2 protein-coding genes (1 of these 2 only partly in view) are annotated in these 22,355 nt (G+C 51.4%); both read right to left on the bottom strand.

The features are described from left to right. On the bottom strand, positions 1-2,105 hold a 2,105-nt coding region (locus tag GF409_06570), incomplete at its 3' end, for a hypothetical protein (protein MBD3426879.1). 492 nt (positions 2,106-2,597) lie between these two features. Continuing rightward, positions 2,598-22,355, bottom strand: the 3' portion of a protein-coding gene (locus GF409_06565) for an NAD-dependent epimerase/dehydratase family protein (GenBank protein ID MBD3426878.1). The gene runs 18,912 nt beyond the window's last position; only the last 19,758 of its 38,670 coding nucleotides appear in the window; the start codon falls outside the window, past its right edge; it ends in the stop codon at positions 2,598-2,600.

Here is a 22,355-nt window from a genome sequence, read left to right as displayed (position 1 = left end):
ACACCCAGCTGATCGGCGATCTCTTTGGCAAGTTCATCGGAGGAAAGGCTTTCGTTGATACTCTCCCTTTTCTCCTCGTCCAGGATACGAGTACCCGGCCTGTCCATTCTCACCTTCGTGCTCATCCTTCTTCTGTAATGCTGCCTTTCAGCACCGGAAGCGTCACGGATACGTGTTAGGCCCCCTTCCCTGCTGAGAGTAATATGGGCCTGTTCAAGCCCCATACCTATCACGACCTTATCCCCGCCTTTGGACACGACCTGTATATCTTCTATGAATTCGTCGAACTCCTCCGGAGAAACGGGATCAAAGGGCATGTTCTTTATCTGCCGCGGGGTCAGTGAATCGTACTTTGACCTGTAGGCCTGTCTCCATATCCCTTTAATTCCTTCAAGATCCTTACCCTCCAGCACGGTCTCACCCAGAGCGTGATATATGGCGGTCTTCATGTTGTTGATATCGCCGTCGGTGGAATAGAAATAGGCCTCGACCGCGAGCTGATATTTCCCGGAATCGAGAAGCTCCTGATAGGGCTTTTTCTTTCCGGTGAGTATCGCCACATACGGACGTTCTTTATCCTTCTCGAATTTGGGAACTATGACAAGGTAGGAAAGTTCCTCGTCCTCCATAAGTTTGGTAAGCCCCTTGGTGTGGTATCCTCCTGTCACCAGCGCCGCCACCTTGGCCCCTTCGGAGCTCATGTAACGGACGGTGTTGGCGAGCATGGCCTGGTTCCTGCTTTCTGCTATGCGGTAGAACTCCAGGGCCTGATCGAAACCCGAAAGTATACGGGAGATATCACAATCACCTAAGGTGACCCTGTATTTACGGCAGAGGTCCCTGAGACACCCTGCGAAACCGGCCGGCGTGTAATCCTTACGGTTGGCGTTTATGTACTCGGCGTCACCGTTGGTCAACTCCATGCTGTAAAGCTTCCTGAGGAGCCTTGCCATCTTAACCGTTCTATAAAGACGCTTCTCATCATCATTGCGGTAGATCTTATCCAGAAGGCTTTCCTCGAAAGCCTCTATCTGGTGATACATCCTGAAAATATCTATGGTCTCGTAAAGTGAAACGTATTTAGTGAAAGCTATAAGGTTCTCATAGCCTTTTGTTCCTATATGGTGTTTTTCGGCGAGATTGGCCAGATAGCTGTGGAAACCGCCCTGGGAGATCTTGTTGTTCTTGAAATCGACCGACTTGAGGACCAGCGTCTCCAGTTCCGCTTTTTCCATCAGGCCGCTGAGCTTATCAATAAGAGCGCGCCTCTCCTGATTGGCCTTGACGAAATCTATCGCCTTCTCCAGTTTCACGGTGTTAAGCAGTTTATTGAGCTCATCGTAACGGGAGCTATCGATGTCGAGACTGGCCGCCATGTCGCTGACCTGTTCCCAGTATTCGGTGAAACTGATCTTTCCGTCCCTGTGATCGCGGCTTTTGTCAATGAATTCCCTGAGCCTGTCAGAATATACTTTTTCTTCGAGCTGCGTGAGATTCTTCTGGTAAGAGATCACCATACTGACAAGCTCGGCGCGTTTATCAGCCACGCCGCAGAAACTCTCGACGTTCTTCCTGTACATTTCTTCGTCCTCGACACCGTACAGGCAGATATCCTTATCGCGAGTGACCGCGAAGAATTCACCCGCGCTCATGCGTCCTTCACGCATCAAAAAGTCAGCCGTGTGTTCGCGTATCTTCTCATCCGGGAAGGTCTTGAGAACCGAAGTATCCAAAAGCCCTTTCGCTCCTTCAAGAGCGACGAAATTAAGCTCATAGTTCGCTGCAAGTGAATCAAGCAGCTTTATGATGGAATACTGTGCTGAAAGGGACGCGTGAGCGTCCTGTATCTGAATAACGACCTCGTCACCGCCGTTAAGATGGGCCTTTTGTTTCTGAGCGACGTCATTGGGTATGTCAAAATCACGGCCGGTATTGTAACCGTCATAATCATAATCATGTTTAGTTCCCTTTAATGCAGTGGACCAGACGGCTTCCCCGCCCGTGGCCCAAACTACCTGCTGATGAAGGAACAGCCCTATGACGATCAGTGCAACTGTTTTTATGAATCGCATGTGCCTGGACTTGAAAGTCGATATCCCAGGCATTACCTCGCCGCCGGAGGCGGCTGTATTAGGTAAGACTGTGCTGTCCGATCCTTTATTATGCCAAGCTTTCATATTTTGTTTACCTCGCTGTTATACGCCTTTCTGGCTTTTTTTTCGTTTAATAGATAAATGATAGCACATTTTAGTTCTCCGTTCAACTAAAATGTTCTACCTTTTTTGTCCTCTAACCAGTACAGCGTATCCTTTCACTTAGTTGCTTTCCTTAACCCTAACTCGCATCTTGAAACTCTTAACCCAACCTATAGAAATCTGTTAAACTGGCTTTTTTATTTCTCAACCTTAGTAACAGTATAGCATGGTCTCCTTCCTATGTCAACTACCTATTAACTGGCTATTTTATATCCTAATTTGTTTGTGGCGATGCAGGATATTTCCTTCTCCCCGCACCTCCTGCGGCCTACCTCCATAAGCCTTAAAGCCTCCCGATCCGCAACCCGCGCGGGGCGCGTAGCGCCTCGCACGGATCACGGATTAGGCCTTTATGAGCACCTGTTTCACGAACCTGTCGTGGTAACGCCTGATCTCTTCCTCAAGATCCACGGGTCTTGAGAACGGCAGGTATTCGTACAGACCGGGGATCAACATCCTCAATCCCTGGATAGTGTAATCCATGTCACCGTCCTCGCGGGATATCAAGAGGTTCACGAATACCTCGTACTGGTTGATCGTGCTCGGGGCGTCCGAAGCCATGGTGATCTGCAGTATCGCTTCCTTTTGGGCGGCCTCATCGTATACCAGCCTGCCCTTGATGCAGCGTATGCCGGTATTACCCGCCGTGGCATCCTTGTATTCGGTCCTGAGCATGCTGTAAAGCTCGCTTGAAGTGTATTCGCCCTCTTTGCCTCTGTTCTCGAGTATGATAATGTCATCCTCGGAGACAACGCCTTCCAGCATCCATATTTCCATCAGTTTTTCCTTGAACCGGCTTCTTTCTTCATCGGTATCGGCGTTCTCGGGTGCTACGACGAAGAACTTGTCAAGATTAGCATCCAGCATACGGTTTACTCCCTGCACCTTGCGCCTTCTGCGTATCTCAAGTCCCGGCGGTATGACCGCAGCGCCTTTACCCTCCATCAGGGTCTGTCCGTCTGCAAAATGCACCAGATAATGCTTTCTGGCATTTTCCTGCATCCGGTCTAGATACTCAATACGGTTGGTCTCTTCGGCACGCTGGGCGATGAACGATTCATATGCGTTCTCTATCCGTATCTGGCGCATGCTTTTTTCGCTCAGCCTGTAGGACTGGCTGTGTGGTAAAGCCCGGATGATTATCCCCATGATATTCTCAAGTTCGTTGATATCATTTATGGCCTGTATGCTCGACTCGGTCAGATCCGTCATCCCGGGATCGGTCAGCGAGAGGATGTCCCTCCTGGCCTTGTTCACGAAATCACAGACGAGTAGCCTTATCTGCTCCACGGCGTCCCCCCGGTCCTCGATGCCTTCGATTATGTCATCGGATATAAGCGCATTGATACATTTTGCGCCCCGGGTCTGTATGGTAAGATCCTCCATCATTTCTTCCACCCTTATTGAGGAACGAACCTTGATAACGGCCGAGACCCCCGGGATGTCCTTGATCTGGTCGATGGCCGTCTCGTCGAGCTTCTCATAAAGTTTTGAGGGCACGCCCAATGCCACCTCGAAATCACTTGCTCTATAAGCGGACTGGTTCTCCTGCGCGAGCATGCGGAACTGGAAAGCTTTATCCTCACTTGTCAGCCAGCTGTTCTGTGCCCCCGCGACACCCCTGGCATCGGCTATCACTTCGGCAAGCCGCTGGTCTACGAACGGACGAAGCTTCCCGTCCGTGCCGCGTGAACGCTTCTCCACTATGAGCAAATCCCTCAGAGCTTCTATTGCTCTGGTATCCCTGATATGTTCGGTCTGGTTGAACCTCTTCCAGATAAACCCGTTGAAGATCGCGAAAGTCTCGCTGAAGCTCTCCACCTTGCCGTTCATGCGGTTGCGATTGTTACCCTGCTCGAAAATATCGGATATTATGAGGACGGTCGAAAGAAGTTTAACCTGCATGGCTCGCTCGTGGCTGATCCTGCCTTCTTCTTCCATCTGATTGAGCCTTTCCTCCAGGCTGTTGTAGTCGTGATGGTATTTGACCAAAATCTCGAATTCCACCGGGACTTCAAGCTTGTTCTCCCGTAGTATCTCCACGCTCCTTCCGCCATGGTCGAACAGGTTCCTTGAGACCATCTCTTCCTCCATGCTCAGGGAGTCTTCCTTCTGCCTGCCCAATGCCACATATTTGATATACATTCGGTAAACCGGATAAAAATCGCTCGTTTCCTTCGCCTGCTTGAGATTCTGGATAAGTTCCTCCCTGGGCAGGTTATCATAGGTAAGCGCCTTGGTATTCGCCCAGTTCAGAAGTGATATCCTTGTCATCTCGACCCTGTCTTCGTCATGCTCGTGTATGCCGGCGGTGATTCTTTCACGGACATCCTTAAGGGCGGGGTTATATTTTTCTCTCGCACCGATATCATGCGCAAGGGCGGCCCTGGCCAAAAGTTCCATGGATCCATCGGTGATCCGGACGCCTTTTTGCCTGAGACGTTCAGCCACCAGAATAGCTATCCTTTGAACGCGTCTGCTATGCTCACTGATATTCTCTCCCGCTTCATCAAGCAGCTGCTGGATGAGATGCAGCCCCTGTTCGCCCATCACGTTACGCTTTTTGAAATCCGGAATGGCCTTCGAACCCTTTTGGGGTATCAATATCGAGCGGCGCCGTATATTATCCGTTATCGTCTTGAATATCTTGAGGTTCTCCTCGTCCTGGAGGGTCTTTTCATCCAGGATGTTGCCGAGTTCAAGGTATTTCGCACCAACGGTGGTCGACAATGTCCCGTCCGGGAACACGAACAGGTATGCCTTGTCATGTTCGGGCGGGCTGTAACGCACCTTTATATCCCTGAATTCTCTCTGTATGGTCTTTGCCAGGTCAACGAACCTGCCATATTCCATCAGGAACGGGTCGTTCTGTATATCCCTTTCCTTCTGGGACCTGCCGATACGTTTGTAATAGTTCAATTTCCATTTGAAACTGTTAAGCCCCTTAATAGCCCTCCTGAGGAGAAAACCGATCTTGCGTATATAACCTTTATTGCGTTCGGTGACCACCGTAAGGATCTGCACTTCCTTGTCCGGATATTTTCTTTTCAATATCTCCAGGACACGCATGACTGCAGCAAAATGTCCGGGTTTTCTGTTCCTGGCATTGGTCTTGTCATCATAACCGTCAAGGGAAAGCGATATCATGTCCACATGCGGCATGATCCGATCCGCCCTGGTCTCGTCCATGAACATGCCGTTGGTGAAAAGCCATGTAGTTATGCCCTTCTGTTTGGCGTAGACCAGAAGATCCCTGAGATGCTTTTCAAGCATTGGTTCCCCTCCGGTGAACACCATACGCCTCATACCGTTCTCGTACATGACGTCTATCATTCTTTTCTGGACTTCAAGCGTCATTTTGGCGTACTCATCACTCTCAGGTTCAATGCTTCTGCTGGTGCCGTCCTCGAAAACCACGGTAAGCTTTTTCAGCATCGTACCGTCGTCACTAAGGTCAAAGAACTTGAGTTTCGAGATCCCGGTTGTTATGTCTTGTGAAGCGAAATATATGCTTAGCTTCCGTTTTATGATATTCACTTCGCGCGCGAGACCGCCGTTATCCTCTAATTTTTCAACCGTCTCTCCATCTTTTCCACGGTAGTGGACCACTCCCTGCCGGAAATCCACCCGTTCAATTCTCTCATCATCCGGAGCGAATATCCTGTGTCTGGGCATATAAGAACCCCAGCATACGGGGCAGTTCAGGTTGCATGCGTATGTCACCATCAGATCCATGCTCGAAGGAAGAAGACCTATGCCCTCCGATTCATAAAAATGTCTCTGCACCTGACCTACGATCGACTGCAGTACGTCCCCGTAAAAGCTCAGGGTGGTTTTTGAAAGTACCTCATGTGCTTTCTCAAGTCCGAACCTGTCTCGCTCCTCTTTATCGAGGAGAACCCATATCCCGCTCATCTGGAGCGGACCGGTCAGCTTTCCATATCTTTCTTTAGACTCGGGGATACGGTTAGAGGCCGTCCTCGGGTAAAAGAACACCCTGATAAGACCGTTCTTCTCCTTGCTTATGAACTTGTCCACTTCATAGCCGGCGTTCCTGATAACGGCCTCCAGGTCTGCGCATCTTTTGGCGAAAATACCCGCGTTCCTGGTACTTCCGGAAACCATGAAAGCGGCTATGGCGTGGTCCCTGTCCGGGTAATCTTTCACCAGATGCACGACACCTTCGCCCTTCCTGTCCCTGCATATGGGAAGGGTCTCATACTCCTCAACAGGAGCCGGATCGCTCCTTTTGAACATATGTACATGAAGGTGTTCGGGATAACTGGTGCCGAGACTGCTGGGCCAGCTTACCTGATACCCTCTGAGGTTCTTGAGCATCTGAAATATGTCATAGTATATTTCATAACCGGTCGTATCCTGGCTCACGTGCCTGGAACGGATCGCTATCATCTGCGAGCTGAATACCGGTGAAGGATCGACCGAGAATGCCCATTCTGCGGTTTTGGACCTTGGGGCTTCGGAGGACAATACCGGTATCTCACAGAAAGTACATATTCGATTAATTAGCCTCTCATGCGCCAGCAGCTCCTGCTGTCGTATAATATCGGGGTCCGCGGAACGGTCCGAAACCTTTACGAGCCTGGAATTCTCTACAGGCACCTCTTCGGCCCCCTCAATATAAGCTTTTTTCAGGAACTCGGTCTCCACGTTCGCCCTAAGCTGTTCTTCAAGTATCGCCTGCATATTGGAATAATCGGAATGTATCATCATGGCTTTGGGGTCATCTTCTGCCAGTTTGAGACGGACTATCCTTCCCAGAAGAGGAATGAGCGCCAACATCCCGAGCCTGTGGTCCTTAAAGGATTCATGTATGTTGACCAGCTCCTGCCCGTACTCGGACAGGTATCTGAAAGCAGGATGGTAGTGTATGATGTTGTTGGCCCCGCGTTCGGCGATCTTAATATCCATGGCCTGCTTCTTGGAAACATTGTCCTCTTCAAGCACATCCTCTGAAGCTCTGCCCTCGAAAATATATCTGACTATGGCCCCGTATGTTTCCCGGCCCAGCATAAAGAACTCGTAAGATGAGGCAAGAAGCACCAGATTTATCAGCGTGCCCAAGGCCATGAGGTTCCACGAAAACGTCGGCGCGTATTTATACGCCGCGATGGCAATAGCAGTGAAAGTAAATAGCTGCACAAGGGCGGCCTTGAAGAAATAGCCCGCCCACGTCATGCCCGCCCTGGCGGTAAAAGCGTGTCCGCCCGTGTCGAGTTCGTCTTTATATTCCGGGGCTTTCCCGAACCTGGTCAGCTTCCCGCCGAAACGCCCTTTACCCACGTAATTGGTGACGTTCACTCCTTCGGGCACCACCGCCAATATGGGATAAAAACTTTTCGTGCCGTCGGGGCTTACGTTAACATCTATTCCGGTCACCTTTTTTGCCGTCATGGACTTGGCCAGGACCATGACCACTACCGGTACGCTGATCTTGTTACGCGCGGAAAGCGTGAACAGATTGGCCTGCCCTTTGGCGATGATAGCTTTAAGGGCAGAATCGTAAAAAGTGTCCAATACGTCTTTGCTGAACTTATGGGGCAGAACCCCTTCTGTCATCGAACCGCTGTTTATGAGTCTGATCTTTCCATCTTCGGCGTGTTTTTTAAGCGAAGAGTACGAATCGATTATCTCCTGCACGCCTTTGATGTCTATGTCTGAGTATGAGAACCCGTCCTTGGCCGCTATTACGACCTTATGGCCCATTCGTACGAGGAATTCCCATAGCACTGCATCCAGCTCAGTCTCACCGATGTTATCGGTAAAGAAAAGAAAAGTGCCTTTTTTGCCTCTGAAAACGAGATCTTCAAAATCGCTGCAACCGTCGATCGCTAGCTTTTTCTCGGTCAATTCATCCAGATGTGCACTGAAGGTGTCTTTTTTCTCTTGCTGCGCGCTTTCTATCAGCCGGTCCACATCGAAGAGTTTCGGATCCAGGGAAAAATCAACGAAATTGAAACGCGTGGCCAGAACAGCAAGCTCCCTGAAGAACGCTTTCGCGCTCTTCTGGTCGGTAAGGTCTATTTCTCGCGCACGTTCCATCATCCTTTTAGCGTAAGACCTTGTTCCCGCTATGAGAGAACGATACTTTCCAAGGTCCGGTTCACCGTTACAGTTCTCCCTTATCTTGGCTATTATGTACTGCCTTATCTGCTGTATGCTGAATCGCAGCGTAACGCTGCTGTATACAAATAGTTCTGTTTCCTGGACCATTCGCTCGAGAAGAAGCGGGTCGGAGATGAATCTCCGGTAAAGTTTCTCCGCCGATTTTACCTGGTAGCGCCTGATCTCCTCTATGTCCTCATCCTTAAGCTCTCCCAGGACGAAGGCGCCCGGCATATAGCTTATTTTTCCCTCTTCTGAGGGGGTAACGACCATCGACAGCGTGTCATCCTTCTGGAGGAGCCTTCTGTCTATCATTTGCTCACCGTCAACGAGCATCTCGTCCACCATGTCCGACCTGTGGATAATGGCTCCTCCGGCAACGTACGAATTACGGACCACCGAATCGCGCACTTCGGCCCTTATTTCCACAAATGAATTATCGAACTCCGAGTTGCACAAAAGTACGTTCCCGTCATGCGTGGGCTGCCTGTAATGAAAGATGTCGAGGTCCTGCCATCCGGCGAAGACCGTATCATTCGCCTTAACGCTCTTGAGGTTGACCCCTTTATGCACGTGGGTGTTCCCCAGAAGGATCACTTCATCCACTCGTCCGTCCAGCATGGTACCGTTCTCGACCCTCGCCGAATCATCCAGGATAATGTCACCGTAAAGGAATATCTGGTCGGTGACCCGCGTCCCGTCCTTTCGATCACTTCCGAATATCCTCTTAAGAACGGTATCATCCGCAGCCGACCTGTCACGCTTAACCAGCCATATCCTTGTACTGTCATCGACAACGAGGCCCAGGTCCCTGAAATCCACCTCATCCACTCTTACCGCTTCCACGGTGCTTTCGGTGAATCTACTACCGGTAATATAGAACTTATTGTCGGGCGTTACCACGCTTTCTGTGAAATGCCTTTCCTCTGCCACGACACCGTGAAGGTCCACTCCCCTTTCAACGACACAGGAACCGGTAAGCGAAACGTCCCTTTTCCTGCCGTCCAGGACGGCGCCTTTACCGATGGTAACGGTATCCTCAAGGTGTACCGAGCCCCTGAGCTTTATATTTCCGAAGGATGCCGGACCCTTAAGATTATCGCCGAATATATTCTCGATAATGCGGTCCAGATCGAAGTCCGGCCCCACGTCCTTGCTGGAGATGGCCACAGTCGTGCCCCTATCCACGTCCACGTTCATCTTCCTGAGCTTGTTCAGGATGTTCTCCCTCAAAGCGTCCCTGTATTCCAAGGCCCTTTTGAGGGTCTTGTTGGCATTGGGAGCCTCTTCCGCGATAAACACAAGACGCGTCAGAGGAGGGGAACTGCTGTCCTTCTCGAGGTTTTTCTTGTATTCTCTGGCGGCGATGTTCAGAAGATCGCTGCTCCAGATCTCAACAGGCCTGCGCTTTTTCCTTCCCATGCTGCCCAGTTCATGACGGTAATCCTCACGAAGGACATCCGACCTGTCATAAGACCACTGTGTGTCACATATAAGGATGTTGGCGTTGGTAAGGTACAGGGGGTCCTGCGCACGCGCTTTTTCCCGGAACTCTCTCTTCTCAACGGGGCTCATCTCGTTCCATTCGGTTATACCAACCGGCACCATCCCCATGCCGTTAGCCGAGTAAACTGAAATACTCGCGCGTCCCTGTGCGCGTTTATCCCGCGGGTTCTTCGCGGCTATGGTCACCTTTGGCGGCTCTATCGTCTGCGATGAGACCGATCCCACGGTCTTAAGATAGGATATGAAGACGTAATTCGGGTAATCGTCCAGACCCCAGCCCGGCGAATCGGCGTGGACGATGACCGAATACTTCGCATCATCGAGTTTTCCCGTAACCTTTAATTCCGACATGGCCTCCACATAGGCGCTCCCATGGCCGTCACCGGAGTCCATGACGACTATACAGTTCCTGCCGAAAAGTTCTTCTTTTTTCCTCTCGTCTACAAGGTCCCTGGCGGAGCCCATCATCACCTTGAAAACAGCATATGCGATCTTATCGGAAATGAACTGGTCCATTTTGTTCTGGTCTTCGACGATCTCCGAAACAGCCTGAGATACAGAACGCATTGCCGAACCAAGGTCGCGAAGACGGTCCGACCTGCGGGTGTAGACCAGCTCATTGTCTATCACCCATTTGACCTTTTCCAATATCCCCTTGCACTCCTGCTCGGTGAGATAGTTTTCCTCCATCAGGCCGAATAACTCTTCCCTTACGCTGAAGAAGATCGTAAGCTTAAGCGGATCGGGGATCTTTCTGTCCTTGTGAAGAAGATTGAACACCGTAATGGCGTCAACAACGACCACGTCCTCGAGCCTGCCGAAGGCCGCGGATATCCTGGACTGTTTTATGTTCGTGTTGTAATTGTCCGGCTTGAAGATCTGCTTGATCATTATACCGTCCGGTGAAAAACGCGTTCCCTTACCTCCGCCGATTATGAATTTCCTGACGCCGAAACGCCTGCTGAGATATTCGGTAAAAGTGGCCCTGTCAGTAATAGCAGGCTTCTCCTCTTGCATGATCTTGAAGATCCCCTCAAGGAAATCCTCTGCGTTCTTCCTGGCCTGTCTCTCGTCATCGAGCCTCTGGTAATCGACCAGATCCCTTCCGAGGACCTCATCTTCCATGGTTATCCTGATATGCTGCTTCCGGGCGTATTTTTCAAGGGCCTCCCTGAAAGTTTCCCTGTCCCCGAGGATAAGCTCCTGAACACCTTCTACACCGCCTATAACGTCCCAGTAATCCATGACGGGCGCGGCTTTATCCGTTTTCTCCTCGCTGCGCAGCTCTGAAAGCACCTGATAAAGGATAACGCTGGCTATGGTCTCCTCCCCGGAGAGCTCTATATCGTCAATGAATCCCTCTACAAGATAAACCTTGCCTTCTCTGACGAATCCGTGAAGCATCTGGAAAACGCCTCCGCAAGCGGCACGTACCGGATAATAATTTATGTTCTGCCAGAAGTTCTTCCGCGTGAATATGTCTATCTTCCAGCTGAGCTTCTGGCGCAGGTCTTCCGGCAGAGTGGTATTTCTGTTGATCTTCTCTGAAAGATACCTCAGGGCGCCTCTTACCTTCACAAAAGACTCCGTAAGATCCGCCGGATCGATATCATAGGAACTGGCGGTTATATCCGACGCGATCTTCTGCATCTGTTCCTGTTCCATCTGCCCGGTGTGTACCGCGTGAATTTCCGAGATCTTGTCAGAGACAAAGAAGGTATTGTCCCCGGCAGGTGCGGTATATTTACCGTAATTGGCCTGAACGGTGGAATTTTCCTCCTCGGACAATACTTCTTTCGCGGCATTCATGACGTCTTCCCGCGCGTATCCGCATGACTGCAATGCACGCAATACTTCCCTGATGGTAAATCCTTCCCTGAGACCGTCCATCTCGGCAACGACACCGTGATAGGTCTCTCCTATCTTGTATACCAGCACATTCCTGGGATCGGGTTTGATGAGGAACGGCCCCCTTGCCGTGGAGCTGTCCTGTCCCTCTTTCCACAACCTTAAAAGCGCCTTGATGCCGGCGACTTCGGCGGCCCTGCGCTCGGTTTCGGAAGCTGTCGCATATGCGTGGTAATCCGGAAGCTGGTATCCCTCGACGAATTCCCTCGCGATGACAAGCATGTCGTCATACACGATCCTCGATGGGGAGATGCCCGGCACATCCACGCCGAATTCCCCCTCCCTGTACATATTGAGGCCGTTCACCGGAGAAGTAAGTATCTTCGGCCTGTAATCGTCCATGCGCCTTACAGCGAAAATACGCGGAACGTGGTCGGCAGCAATAGTGCTTGCCTTTTTCCACAGGCGAAGCGCGTTCTCAAGCTGGGGCATGCTGTGCCCGGACGCCATACCCAGGGGATATTTCACCTCTATGGCGAAGACCCTGGATCCTCCCGTGGACATATTGAACGTAACGCGGTATATGGATTTGTTGGGACCGTCAATGAACCATCTTATGAGAACATTTTCTACATTACTCCTGTCGATCCCCAGTTCCTTCAGGAAATCCCTGTCCTGCCTTATTATCCTTTCCGTGGCGGCCATTCCCTCCAGCACGTCCCTTTCAAAAGCGAAACTTTCGTACTTCTGGTACTCTTCCCTGTCATAAAGACCTTTATGGACAAGTTTCCTGAGACAGCTCAGTGCCAGATGGCAGAGAATGCGTGAATTGGTGAACTTCACCATGTCCTCTATGTAACTTATGTGCAGGAGCGACAGTTTTTCCGGATCGTCAAGAACGGTGTTGATCGCCTCAACGGCCATCATACCGCTTCCGTACATGTGCTTTAACATCATATGGTCATCCACGTGGTAAAGGACCAGCTCCTGTTCTATCAACCCGAATAGTTCCGGGAACTTCTCCTCGATCTTCGCGTGTTTCAGAAGTATGGAAAGGCCTGCCCTGGAAATTCCCATTGCCGTGGGCTTATGTATCACGGATCTCGCCCGGCCGGTCCTGTCCAACGGGATCTTTATGGTGGTCTTGTTCCATTTACCGTTTTTCTCAGGGGCCATACTGCCTGAAATACCGTCCATATCAGCCGTTCCGTTGACGGTGACGACTATTTCATTAGACTTATCATCATAATAGATAAGGATCTGGCCTTCCACCTCGCCGCGGGATGAGCTTATATCCGCCATATGTATGATCTTTGAATCACTGCACGAACGGAATTCCAGCAGACCGAAATTCGTCCTGTAATATGAGTATCCAGTGCGTGGATCATGCACACCCTTGCCCCAGAAGAACTTTTCCGCACTGGTAGCGTTATCCACCAGGGCCCTGAGATTGATATCTCCCTTGTACAGCTCTATCGTCCTGTATTTTTTATAATCCGCAGTGGCCTTCGTTCCGTCGACCCTGTATCCCAGTGGTTCGCTGTATTCCCTTTCGGGAACCTTTCGGTTTATGCTGCGGTTATCATTTTCTCCGTAGTTGGCCCATTTCCAGGTCAGCCCCCCATCAAGCGAATACTTGAAGGTGAAGTCCCCGGCAAAATACGCAGGCAGCGTCCCGGCGAACATGTATTCTTTACCCATACCGAGCCTGTTGATATGGACAAGGCTCAGGTTCGCTTCACTCCAGCGGTTCGTGTTGTCCGCGGGCCCCATCCAGACCTTCATCTTCATCTTTTCCGGTTCTACCCTGAGATGGTCCTTTACGTAGATACCCGCCGATATCCTCACCGGTTTCATGTCCGTCGCGATATACCGTATATCATCCGGCGAGAATTTGCCCCAGTATACCGAATCGGGATAATTGCGGTCCCTGCCGTAATAACTCATCCTGGCCTCTTTGTCGGAAGAGCATAATGAAAGACCGTATTTTTCGGGAGGCTGGCTCAAGATCTGCTGTATACGCTCGGAAACCTCATCCAGTCTTTTACGGTAGTTCTCCTTTTCCCGGCGATGGTCGAAAGAGGCATCCAGTAAATGAATATATTCATCTTCGTCCAGAAGCTCTTTCCTGAGGGGATCATCCGTCCGGTCGAACAGTGAAGCGAGCAGTCTTTCCCCTATGTATATGCACCCGTCACGCCAGCCGGCGTGGGTTATATTTGAATGCTCCGCGTCGTCACGCCATCCCAGCGCGACATTGTCGAGAGCTATACGGAAGTGGACCCTGCCCCGGCCGTCCGGCAGGCCGTTGTGGCGTATCCACCTGAGGATGTTCTGCTGCTGCTGTTCGGTGAACAGATCATCCGCGTCTATCTCGTCGCTGTATAGATCCTCGTGAAGTCTGGCCGGGGTGTAACCCGCCTGCCACCTCAGTCTGTATGCGACCAGTTCACCGTCCCTTTCGAAGAGTTCCACCATCCTGCCGTTGCGGATAAGCTCCTCTATTACCGGATCCGTCGGTCCGGCCTGGGGCCCTTTAAGGTCGCGCGCCTGCTTTTTAATGCTGAACCTGCCGCTGATTATGCCTTTTTTCCGTTGCAGGGGTAAAGATATATATCTCTCGTTTTCGGTCACGCCTTCCTGGTTCCAGATATAGAGCCGGGGCACTATTGAAACCTGCTGCTGCTCGGCGCTGTCCCGGTAGCTCCTCAGGACATCCCTTATATCGTTGAAGGTCTTTACGGAGATCTTCTCGTCGAAGATCCTGCCGACGGTAACGTGCACGATATCTTTCTTGTGAACGCTGAGGTCGAACTCATCAAGGCCGGTCCTTATCGTATCGAGAAGGTGGTTCTCCATCCTTCCCATAAGCACGATGCTCCCGTCCTCCCACAAAGCAAGGTCGCTCAGGCTGAAGCTGATCTCTATCTCGCCCCCGCCGAGCTCTGATACGAGCTTCTTGGTCCTCTCTATCACCGAATGCCTCTGCTGCTGCCTGTCGGGATCTATACTGGTCGTACTTTCCAGAAGTATGGCAACTGTCATATGCAGCCTGTCGGTATCCGTAAGCTGCAGCTTTTCCGCTTCGGGAACGACTTTCCTGAGAGCCTGTTTGACCTGGCCTATCCTGTTTTTCATCTCCTCCCCTATATCCGCGATAAGAGACAGGCCGTCCCCACGCTTCCAGGACCACACCCCGGCATCCTGGTCAAACTGCATCTGGTCTTTTCTTTTCCTTACGAGTGTTGGGTCGAAAGCATCAAAAGTTGAAAGAGGCCTTTTCTTCCTTATTGTGAGCTCAAGCCACCTGCTTAAACGCCGGGTCTCGACTAACGGGTGGGTAATTATCCTCGTCAAGACGGGCAGGGTGAACACCATCGCCATGAACCTGCTGTCGAAAGTTTCGTGTATCTTGAGCATTTTCCGGGTGAAAGGCCTGAGCTGCTTGTATACATAAGCGGCTCTTTCCAGAAGACCATCAGGGCGTTTCCTTACCACGGGGCTCCTCTTGGAATAATAATCGCTTATCCCCACGGAACTGAAGGTCGTCTTGATATCCCAGGCGGCTGAATAAAAACGGATCGCCGCCCAGAGAGAATACATGAAAAGGGCTCCGGCAAGGATCGAACCGGTCAATCCCCACAAAAAGGCCGCCACTACAGCCACGTAGGCGGTGTAATTCCCCCAGGAATAATAATACTGGGCGCCTATTCCCTTTTCATATCGCTCGAACTCCTCCATGACCCTCATCACGTCATTACTGCCGGAGAAGACCTTTGACTGCCTGCCCCTGAAACCTTTCTGCAGAAAAGCCGCGAACGCTCTGTCCTGTTTTATGACGCTCGTGTAATCCTTGCCGGATCTGGCCTGTTTCAGGATCGTGAACAGTATTTCATCCTGCTCCCTGATAAGCGTCACAAGTGCGTCCAGTGCACCATATATGTCACTACCCTCCTCCTTGTCAGCCTGAAGGTTCTTGATGGTGAAGTCCACTATCTCCGGCAGAGAGTCACCTGCTTCTCCTCTCAGTTCACGGACCGATTCGTCTATCCTGTTAACGAACACCGAACAGATACGGGAGACCGACACCAGCTTCGCCATCCTATCGGGATGTATGGACAGTTGCCTGCTGAAGAGATCGGGCTTCTGCCTGAGGGCCTCTGAATATTCCCGGTGTTTTCCGAAATAGTCCGTCAGGACCCTTACATCAGGGGTGAGGGTTATCTTATTCTCTTTAAGAACCCTGTTGGCGTACTCCCTCACATCGAACATGGACCTGGCTATTTCCTCCTGCACCTTATCCAGCGTTTTTTCGCCGAGCAGGCGCGTCATTTCTTCACGGAAAATATCGAACCTCTCATGCACTGTCTTCCCGTCGCCGCCCTTGCTTGAAAGAAGTGCTTCCATAGCGTCGTTTACGTGCCAGACCTGGCCGTCCCTGGTACCGTGTTCGGGGTATTCCTTCATCAGAAGCGCCCGCATCTTCTCGAACTCTGTCGTGTTCTGGACCCTGGGTATGTATCCCAGATGATGCGCCTGGATACCCAGGGTCAGTATGTCCAGCTCTGTCTCGTTAAGCCCCACCAGGTACCCCAGAAGATGAGCTACTATGGTCTCCCAATCGACATGCTCGGAGATCCCGGCAGGCTGCATCTTGCTTATGGCCCTCGCCAGCTCCTCCCTGCCGCTGGAAACATAGGAATGCGGCGGTGTCCCCACCTGCTGTTTATGAGGTATATAAGTTGACTGTACGCTTATGTTCTCTGCTCGTTCTTCAAGAACGCGCCTGTTGGCTTTCTCCTTCAGGGTGTCCGGAAGAAAAACATCCCCCACCGGCTGGTATCCATCTTTCTCCTTCACGAACAACTTGCCGTCACTGTGCACATAAAGTACCGTTTCTTCCCTGCTCAATATGGCGTAGTCTATTGGAAGGTCCGGATGATCCTCTCTTAACTGGCGGGTCAGGCGGATGTAATCTTCTTCTTTAATCGCATCGTCGTCACTTACTATGTTCTCGCGGCTCACTTCCCATTCTATGCGGTTAAGCCCCCGTATGTGTTCCTGCATGAACCGGGCAAGAGGCCTTATCTGGTCCTTGTTCTTGTCATTGACACAGGTATATATCTCCACGGACCTCTCGCTGCACCGGGTCTTTAGAAGATCCAGCACTTTTTCAAGTCTGCTGTTGCGGAACTGGGCGTTTATCGTGATCTTGTCCACCCAGGCAAGCACATATTTCTCGATCCGATCCCAGTGGCTCTCTATGAAATCCACCTTGCGGACCATGTTGCGCAACATTATAACCGCTGTCATGCCCTTCCATTTGGCGTGTTCGAGTGCCTGCTGGAGAAGTATCCACTCATCCTCCCTGTCGAAACCTTCTTTGGGTATCACCAGTTCGAAATTCACCCTCCTCACGCCTTTTTCATATAAAGAATCTATGACGTTCTTTCTTCTTACTATCCTCTCATCCAGACTTTCGGGTTCTTCAGCATCTTCAGAACTTACATATATCTTGAAGTTCACACTCGGAGGAAGTATGCCCCGCCCTTCGGCTTCCTCGAAGTTCCTTGTAATGTCGTCATTTATGACCTCGAAGTTCTTGCTGTTACGAAGCAACGCCACTTTGGAGAGAACGCTGTGGAGATGGCTTTCACCGAAAAGCTGATATTCATCGCGTGACTGTAAAGGCCACAATCCGCTCAATGCGACAGGCCCCACAAGCCGGGGGGCCGCGTCTTCCCTGAAGAATCTGGCATAGCCGGCTCTTCTCGGATAGAAATAAACCTTTATCTCGCCGTCAAGACCTTCTGCGAAAACTTTGTCCGCGGCATACCCGTTGGCGCGCAATATCTTCTCGAGGTCGTAGCATCTGGAACTCATGAGGTTGACGTCCTTAAGACTTCCCTTTATCGCGTACGCTGCTATAGGATGTTCCTCATCCGGATAACCTTCCACGGTATATATGACACCGTTACCGAACCTGTCGGAACACAGGGGTTTCAGGTCGTGTTTTTCTACCGGCAAAGGCACTTCTTCCTTATAAAGATGGAAATGAAGGTTCTTTCCCCTGGCGGCGGAGATCGAATTGGTCCACAATAGCTTTTCTCCGGCGAGGTTCTTCATCATTTCAAGAGCGTCCTTGAAATACACCTTGCTCATGACGTTCTGTGAAACATTCTCCAGCACCTCTACTTCCACCTGTCCGTATAAAAGACCTTCGGGATCGACCCTGAAGCGCCAGTTACGTATGACCTTCCTCTGCCTTTCAGGGAGCTCTTCTCTTATCGCCTGTTTCTGCCTGGAACTGCGCAGCTCCGATTCAAGTGTCCGTCCGATCTCAAGCTGCTTGACCTGCGGAGAACCCTCGGTGACATACTCGCGTACCACCGGATGCGAACCCAGCATACCCGGGTTGTCCATCCTCAGGTTGTGCAGGTACATCCCCAGGTTCCTGAAATCATCCTGCACGAAAGCCTGATCCGTTTTTTTCATCTCGCCCCTGCCCATGAAAAGGTTGAGCGTCAACAATCCCGGCATGATCATCAACATGCCGATCACGTGGTTTTTATATGATTCATGCACCTCTATAATGCGTCTGTGTTTATAAGGAAGTTTGTGAAAAGCAGGGTGTTTCCAACCGTTAGAGGTGGCTATGGCCCGGGCATACGCCAGTTGTGCGGTAAGACCCGCTGAGATGAGCGCGCCATAAGTGCTCTCTCCCAGGAAATAATATCTTGCCGCGGTAAACCCCGAATAGGCCAGCAGAAGAAGCGGAAGCGTACCGCCTAAGCCGAATCCCGAGTTTATCCACCTGGTTATCGCGTATATCGAACAGATGCCCGTGGCCAGGCTTACGCCTATCGCCGTATACATGGCCTTCTCGGCATCCTGTTTGCTGAAGGGATGCCATTGTTCTTTTTTCAGGGTCCTCTTATCACGAAGGTCCATTTTCATAAAACCCATCTCGACATCGAACCGGTCCTTCATGGTCTTTTTGATGGATTCCAGAGAACGGTCACAGGCGTTCTGCCAGAAGTTCCTGTATTCCTCGCCCGATACCTCCATGAGCGCGCCATCGGTCCTGTACCAGGTAATGCCGTATTGCGAGATAATGTAACGCCAGGCGCCCTTGGACTTCATCAGGTCAAGATCACTGGGCATGAAAGCATTGGCCTGTTCCTGAGGCGTACCGCCCCTGGAATGCACGTGCCCTTCTATAACATATTCGCTGAACTCTTCGCTTAATTCGGTAGAAGCGAACTCGCTGTCCCCGGCCAGGAAGAGGAAATTGTATGTGCCTGGAATACGGGCTATGGTGACCTCCCTGCCGCTGTCAAGGATCCGGAGCAGAATATCTTTCCTTGTGAAGATATCCGTGGGGAGTTTTATCTCATACGGTTCACCGAACTTCGCTTTCGCCAGGAACCGTTTGAACGTCTTCTTATATCTCAACCATGCCAGTAATCCCGACAGTATCGAGATAACAGCCAGGACCGCCGGCCAGATCCGGCCTGTCCGCTGCACCCTATCGGGGACCATCTGGTCCTGAACGGGCTTCGGCGCTGAGACTTCCGCGGGCGCCTCCTGCTTCTTGTCAAGTTTTTCTTCCGCTTGAGGCGGGGCCGGGTCAGGCATGGCTTTTTCGGCCTTTTCCCGAGCGGCCATAACACCGCTGTTACCGATCACGCGGGAGAGCCTGGTGAATTTTTCGAAAGAAACAGGTTTTCCGGGCCTCCATGTGGCAAGATAGTATTCATAAACCGCCTCCAGATCCGCGCGCGACGGAACCGGAGATCTGTTCATGAAATAATTGATCCGTGTTAACACTATCGTGAAAAAGTCATTACGCGCAAGCTCCTGACCCAGACGGAAACCGCTCATTGCCGTGACCGATCCCCAGTCGGTACCCATGGCCTTGACCATAAGCACGCGGAACCTCCAGTTCATGAAGAAGGTTCCGACCCCTTTGCGCCTGAGTGCCCTGACCAGGCAGGCTGCTTCTTCACGTTTACTTCGCATCTGCGGTTTATCCTGCTTTCCGGACGCCTCGGAGATCTCTTTTTGCAATTGCTTGAGCTTCTCCCGCATCTTAGCGATGATCTCTTCATCGGAAAGCTGAAAGACCTCCTCTTCCCATGCTTCTCCGAAGGTTATCCGTACAGCCTCGCTGAAATTCTCATCGGAGCTGATCCCGTTAACCCTGTCCCTGACATATTTTGCGGTCGGCACCTCGAACTGGGCCAGCCCCCTGGCGGGGCCGCTGTACTGCATGGATGTCGCGAACTGGTCGCTTTCGACCATCATGGTCATGAGCATGAGGAATTTAAGGTCTTTTTTGAAATCCTCCCCGCGGTGTCCGTCGGTATACCCCAGCACCCTGTCTATATGTCCGCTTACGGCTTTCATCGTGGACTCGTCCGGCACGGCCTGGTTGTACCTGTCCCTTAAAGGTATGTTATGCGGCCTTTCGATCTTAAAGACTCCTTTTTCATCGGCATCGACGGTGTCGTCTTCGGTCTTTTTTTCGTCGGGTACGGTACTGACGGGCTGTTCGGGCTTGTCTCCCCCGGTCATAGTCGGAGTGGGCTGCTTCGGTTCAGGGGCACTATCCTTTTTGCTATCGGCGCAACCGGGCATGAAAGCCGTTATGCTGAGGGCAAGCATGGTACCGGCCAACGGCCTGATCATCGTCAGTCTTTGTCTTGCTGCGGCCCACATGGTTACAAGCCCCAGTATCGAAGCTATGGTAAAGATAACCGCCGCTTCCGGGGATACCACCCTGAGTACCGACCATGCCAGAAGCCATGCCACGGATAATTCGGGTATCTTCAGGTACCTGACCCACGCTTTTCTATATGAGCTTATAAGCGCTTCCTCTTCCTGCTCGGCCCTGGCTTTAAACGCGTTATCTATCTCTTTGTATCTATCCGCCACCGGATCGGTCACCCTGAAAACGGCTCTATTCACCGCTCTTTCCATGTTCGAACTGTCAACAACGGCCGTTTCGCGTGACTGGGGAAGAAGCAAGCCCCTGGAAAGTTCCGACAGATGGTCCTGGAGTATCCTGTTGGCAAGGAACTCGGCCATGTGTTCGCTCGGGTCGAGGCTTTTGGCGGCCAAATCCCGGGAGAACTGGTCCCAGTGTTCTTTGATGTCATCTATCTTCACGATCACACTGACTATGTTGGCCTGTTCATGGTGTTCGCTGGATAAAAGTCCCGGAAAAGCGCCCACAAAGACCTGGCTGGACTTTTCCTTCAGGAGTCTCTTTATCGCCTGCTTGGTACCCCTGTTGGTAAGTCTCACCCAGTCGGTGTATACCGCTTCCAGTATGGGGCTTTTCCATTCTTCAGTGAACCTCGACAGCTCTTCTTCGGCTTCCTCCGGGGACATCAGTTCTTCACCGAAAAGCAGCACTTTCAAGGCCGCTTTTGTTTTCCCGCCAAAAGCCTGAATGAAACCTTCCCGGATATCTCTGCCCACATTGAACTGGTCCGTTGCGCCTATAAAATCGTCAGGCCATATGCCGGAAATGACCTTGCCGAGCATGTCCGCGTGCATTCTTGAAGGTATACCGGACCTTTCGGCGACGGACTGCGCCACTTCAGCGGCGTTAACCCCCATGGCGCCCATAACGTTAACGAACGTGGGTTTATCCGTATCCTTAAGATGCGGTACGTCCGGGAGATATTCGGGATATATCTTTCTTATTGTCGCATGCAGATCGCTTTCTTCCAGAGGTTCCATATCGGTTATTTCGATGTAGGCTCTGGTTATGGCCTCCCTCTCCTCGCCGTAAAGACGCCGCTGGTCTTCGACCTTTCCGACGAACTCAATAGCAAGTTCCCGCATTTCCCTTATCCTGCCGATGATATTCAACCTGTAGTATGAGACCCTGTCCTCCGGGATATTTACTCCCGCGTTCTCGCTTATGGCATCCTTGAGGTCCTTGTAAGTGGTGACCCCGTCGAGGATGCTGACGGGCAGATCATCCTTTTCAAGGTTCTCTCTTACCGCCTGTATGGCTTCCCAGGCGAACATCTCGACCAGACCTTCGGTCAGTTTCCTTATCGTCCTTTTTCTGTGTTTTTGTTCAAGGTCGGGATTGTCTATCATATACACGACCTCGTCGAAGAGCTTGTTCAGATTCTTACGCGCCTTATCAAAATGCAGGTTCGGGTCCTGCGCCAGCCTTACAATGAGCCTGTACTGGAACTGGTGTATCTGTTTAAGCGACTTCCTCGTAGCGTTGAGCTGTCCCATGCACATGTCGATTATCTCTTCGGCGACCTCCCGGCTCACCGTGAATGGCGCTTCTTCTTTTTCTTCCGCCTTTTTGGCCTTCGGTGCCCGGTAAACAAAGAAAGGTATCGCGCCGCGATCGCCGAAAGTCTCGACTATCGCCTCTTCTTCGTCTTTGATGCTCGAATCCGTCACGAAGACCGCGCCAACACGCTCTCTCACGTCAAGATCGCCCACGAATCCCGGCCGGTCACCGCTCAGGATACGGTTATCCCAGTTATAAGCCACACCCAGCTGCGGTATCTTCTTAAGCAGGTCCGCGGCCATTCCGGCGGGGCCTGCTTTTTTCCCCTCGCCCATAGCGAAAAGCCTGTAGGC

Source organism: Candidatus Omnitrophota bacterium (assembly GCA_014728045.1).
Lineage (GTDB): Bacteria > Omnitrophota > Gorgyraeia > Tantalellales > Tantalellaceae > WJMH01.
This window is presented reverse-complemented; position numbering and strand designations above follow the sequence as displayed.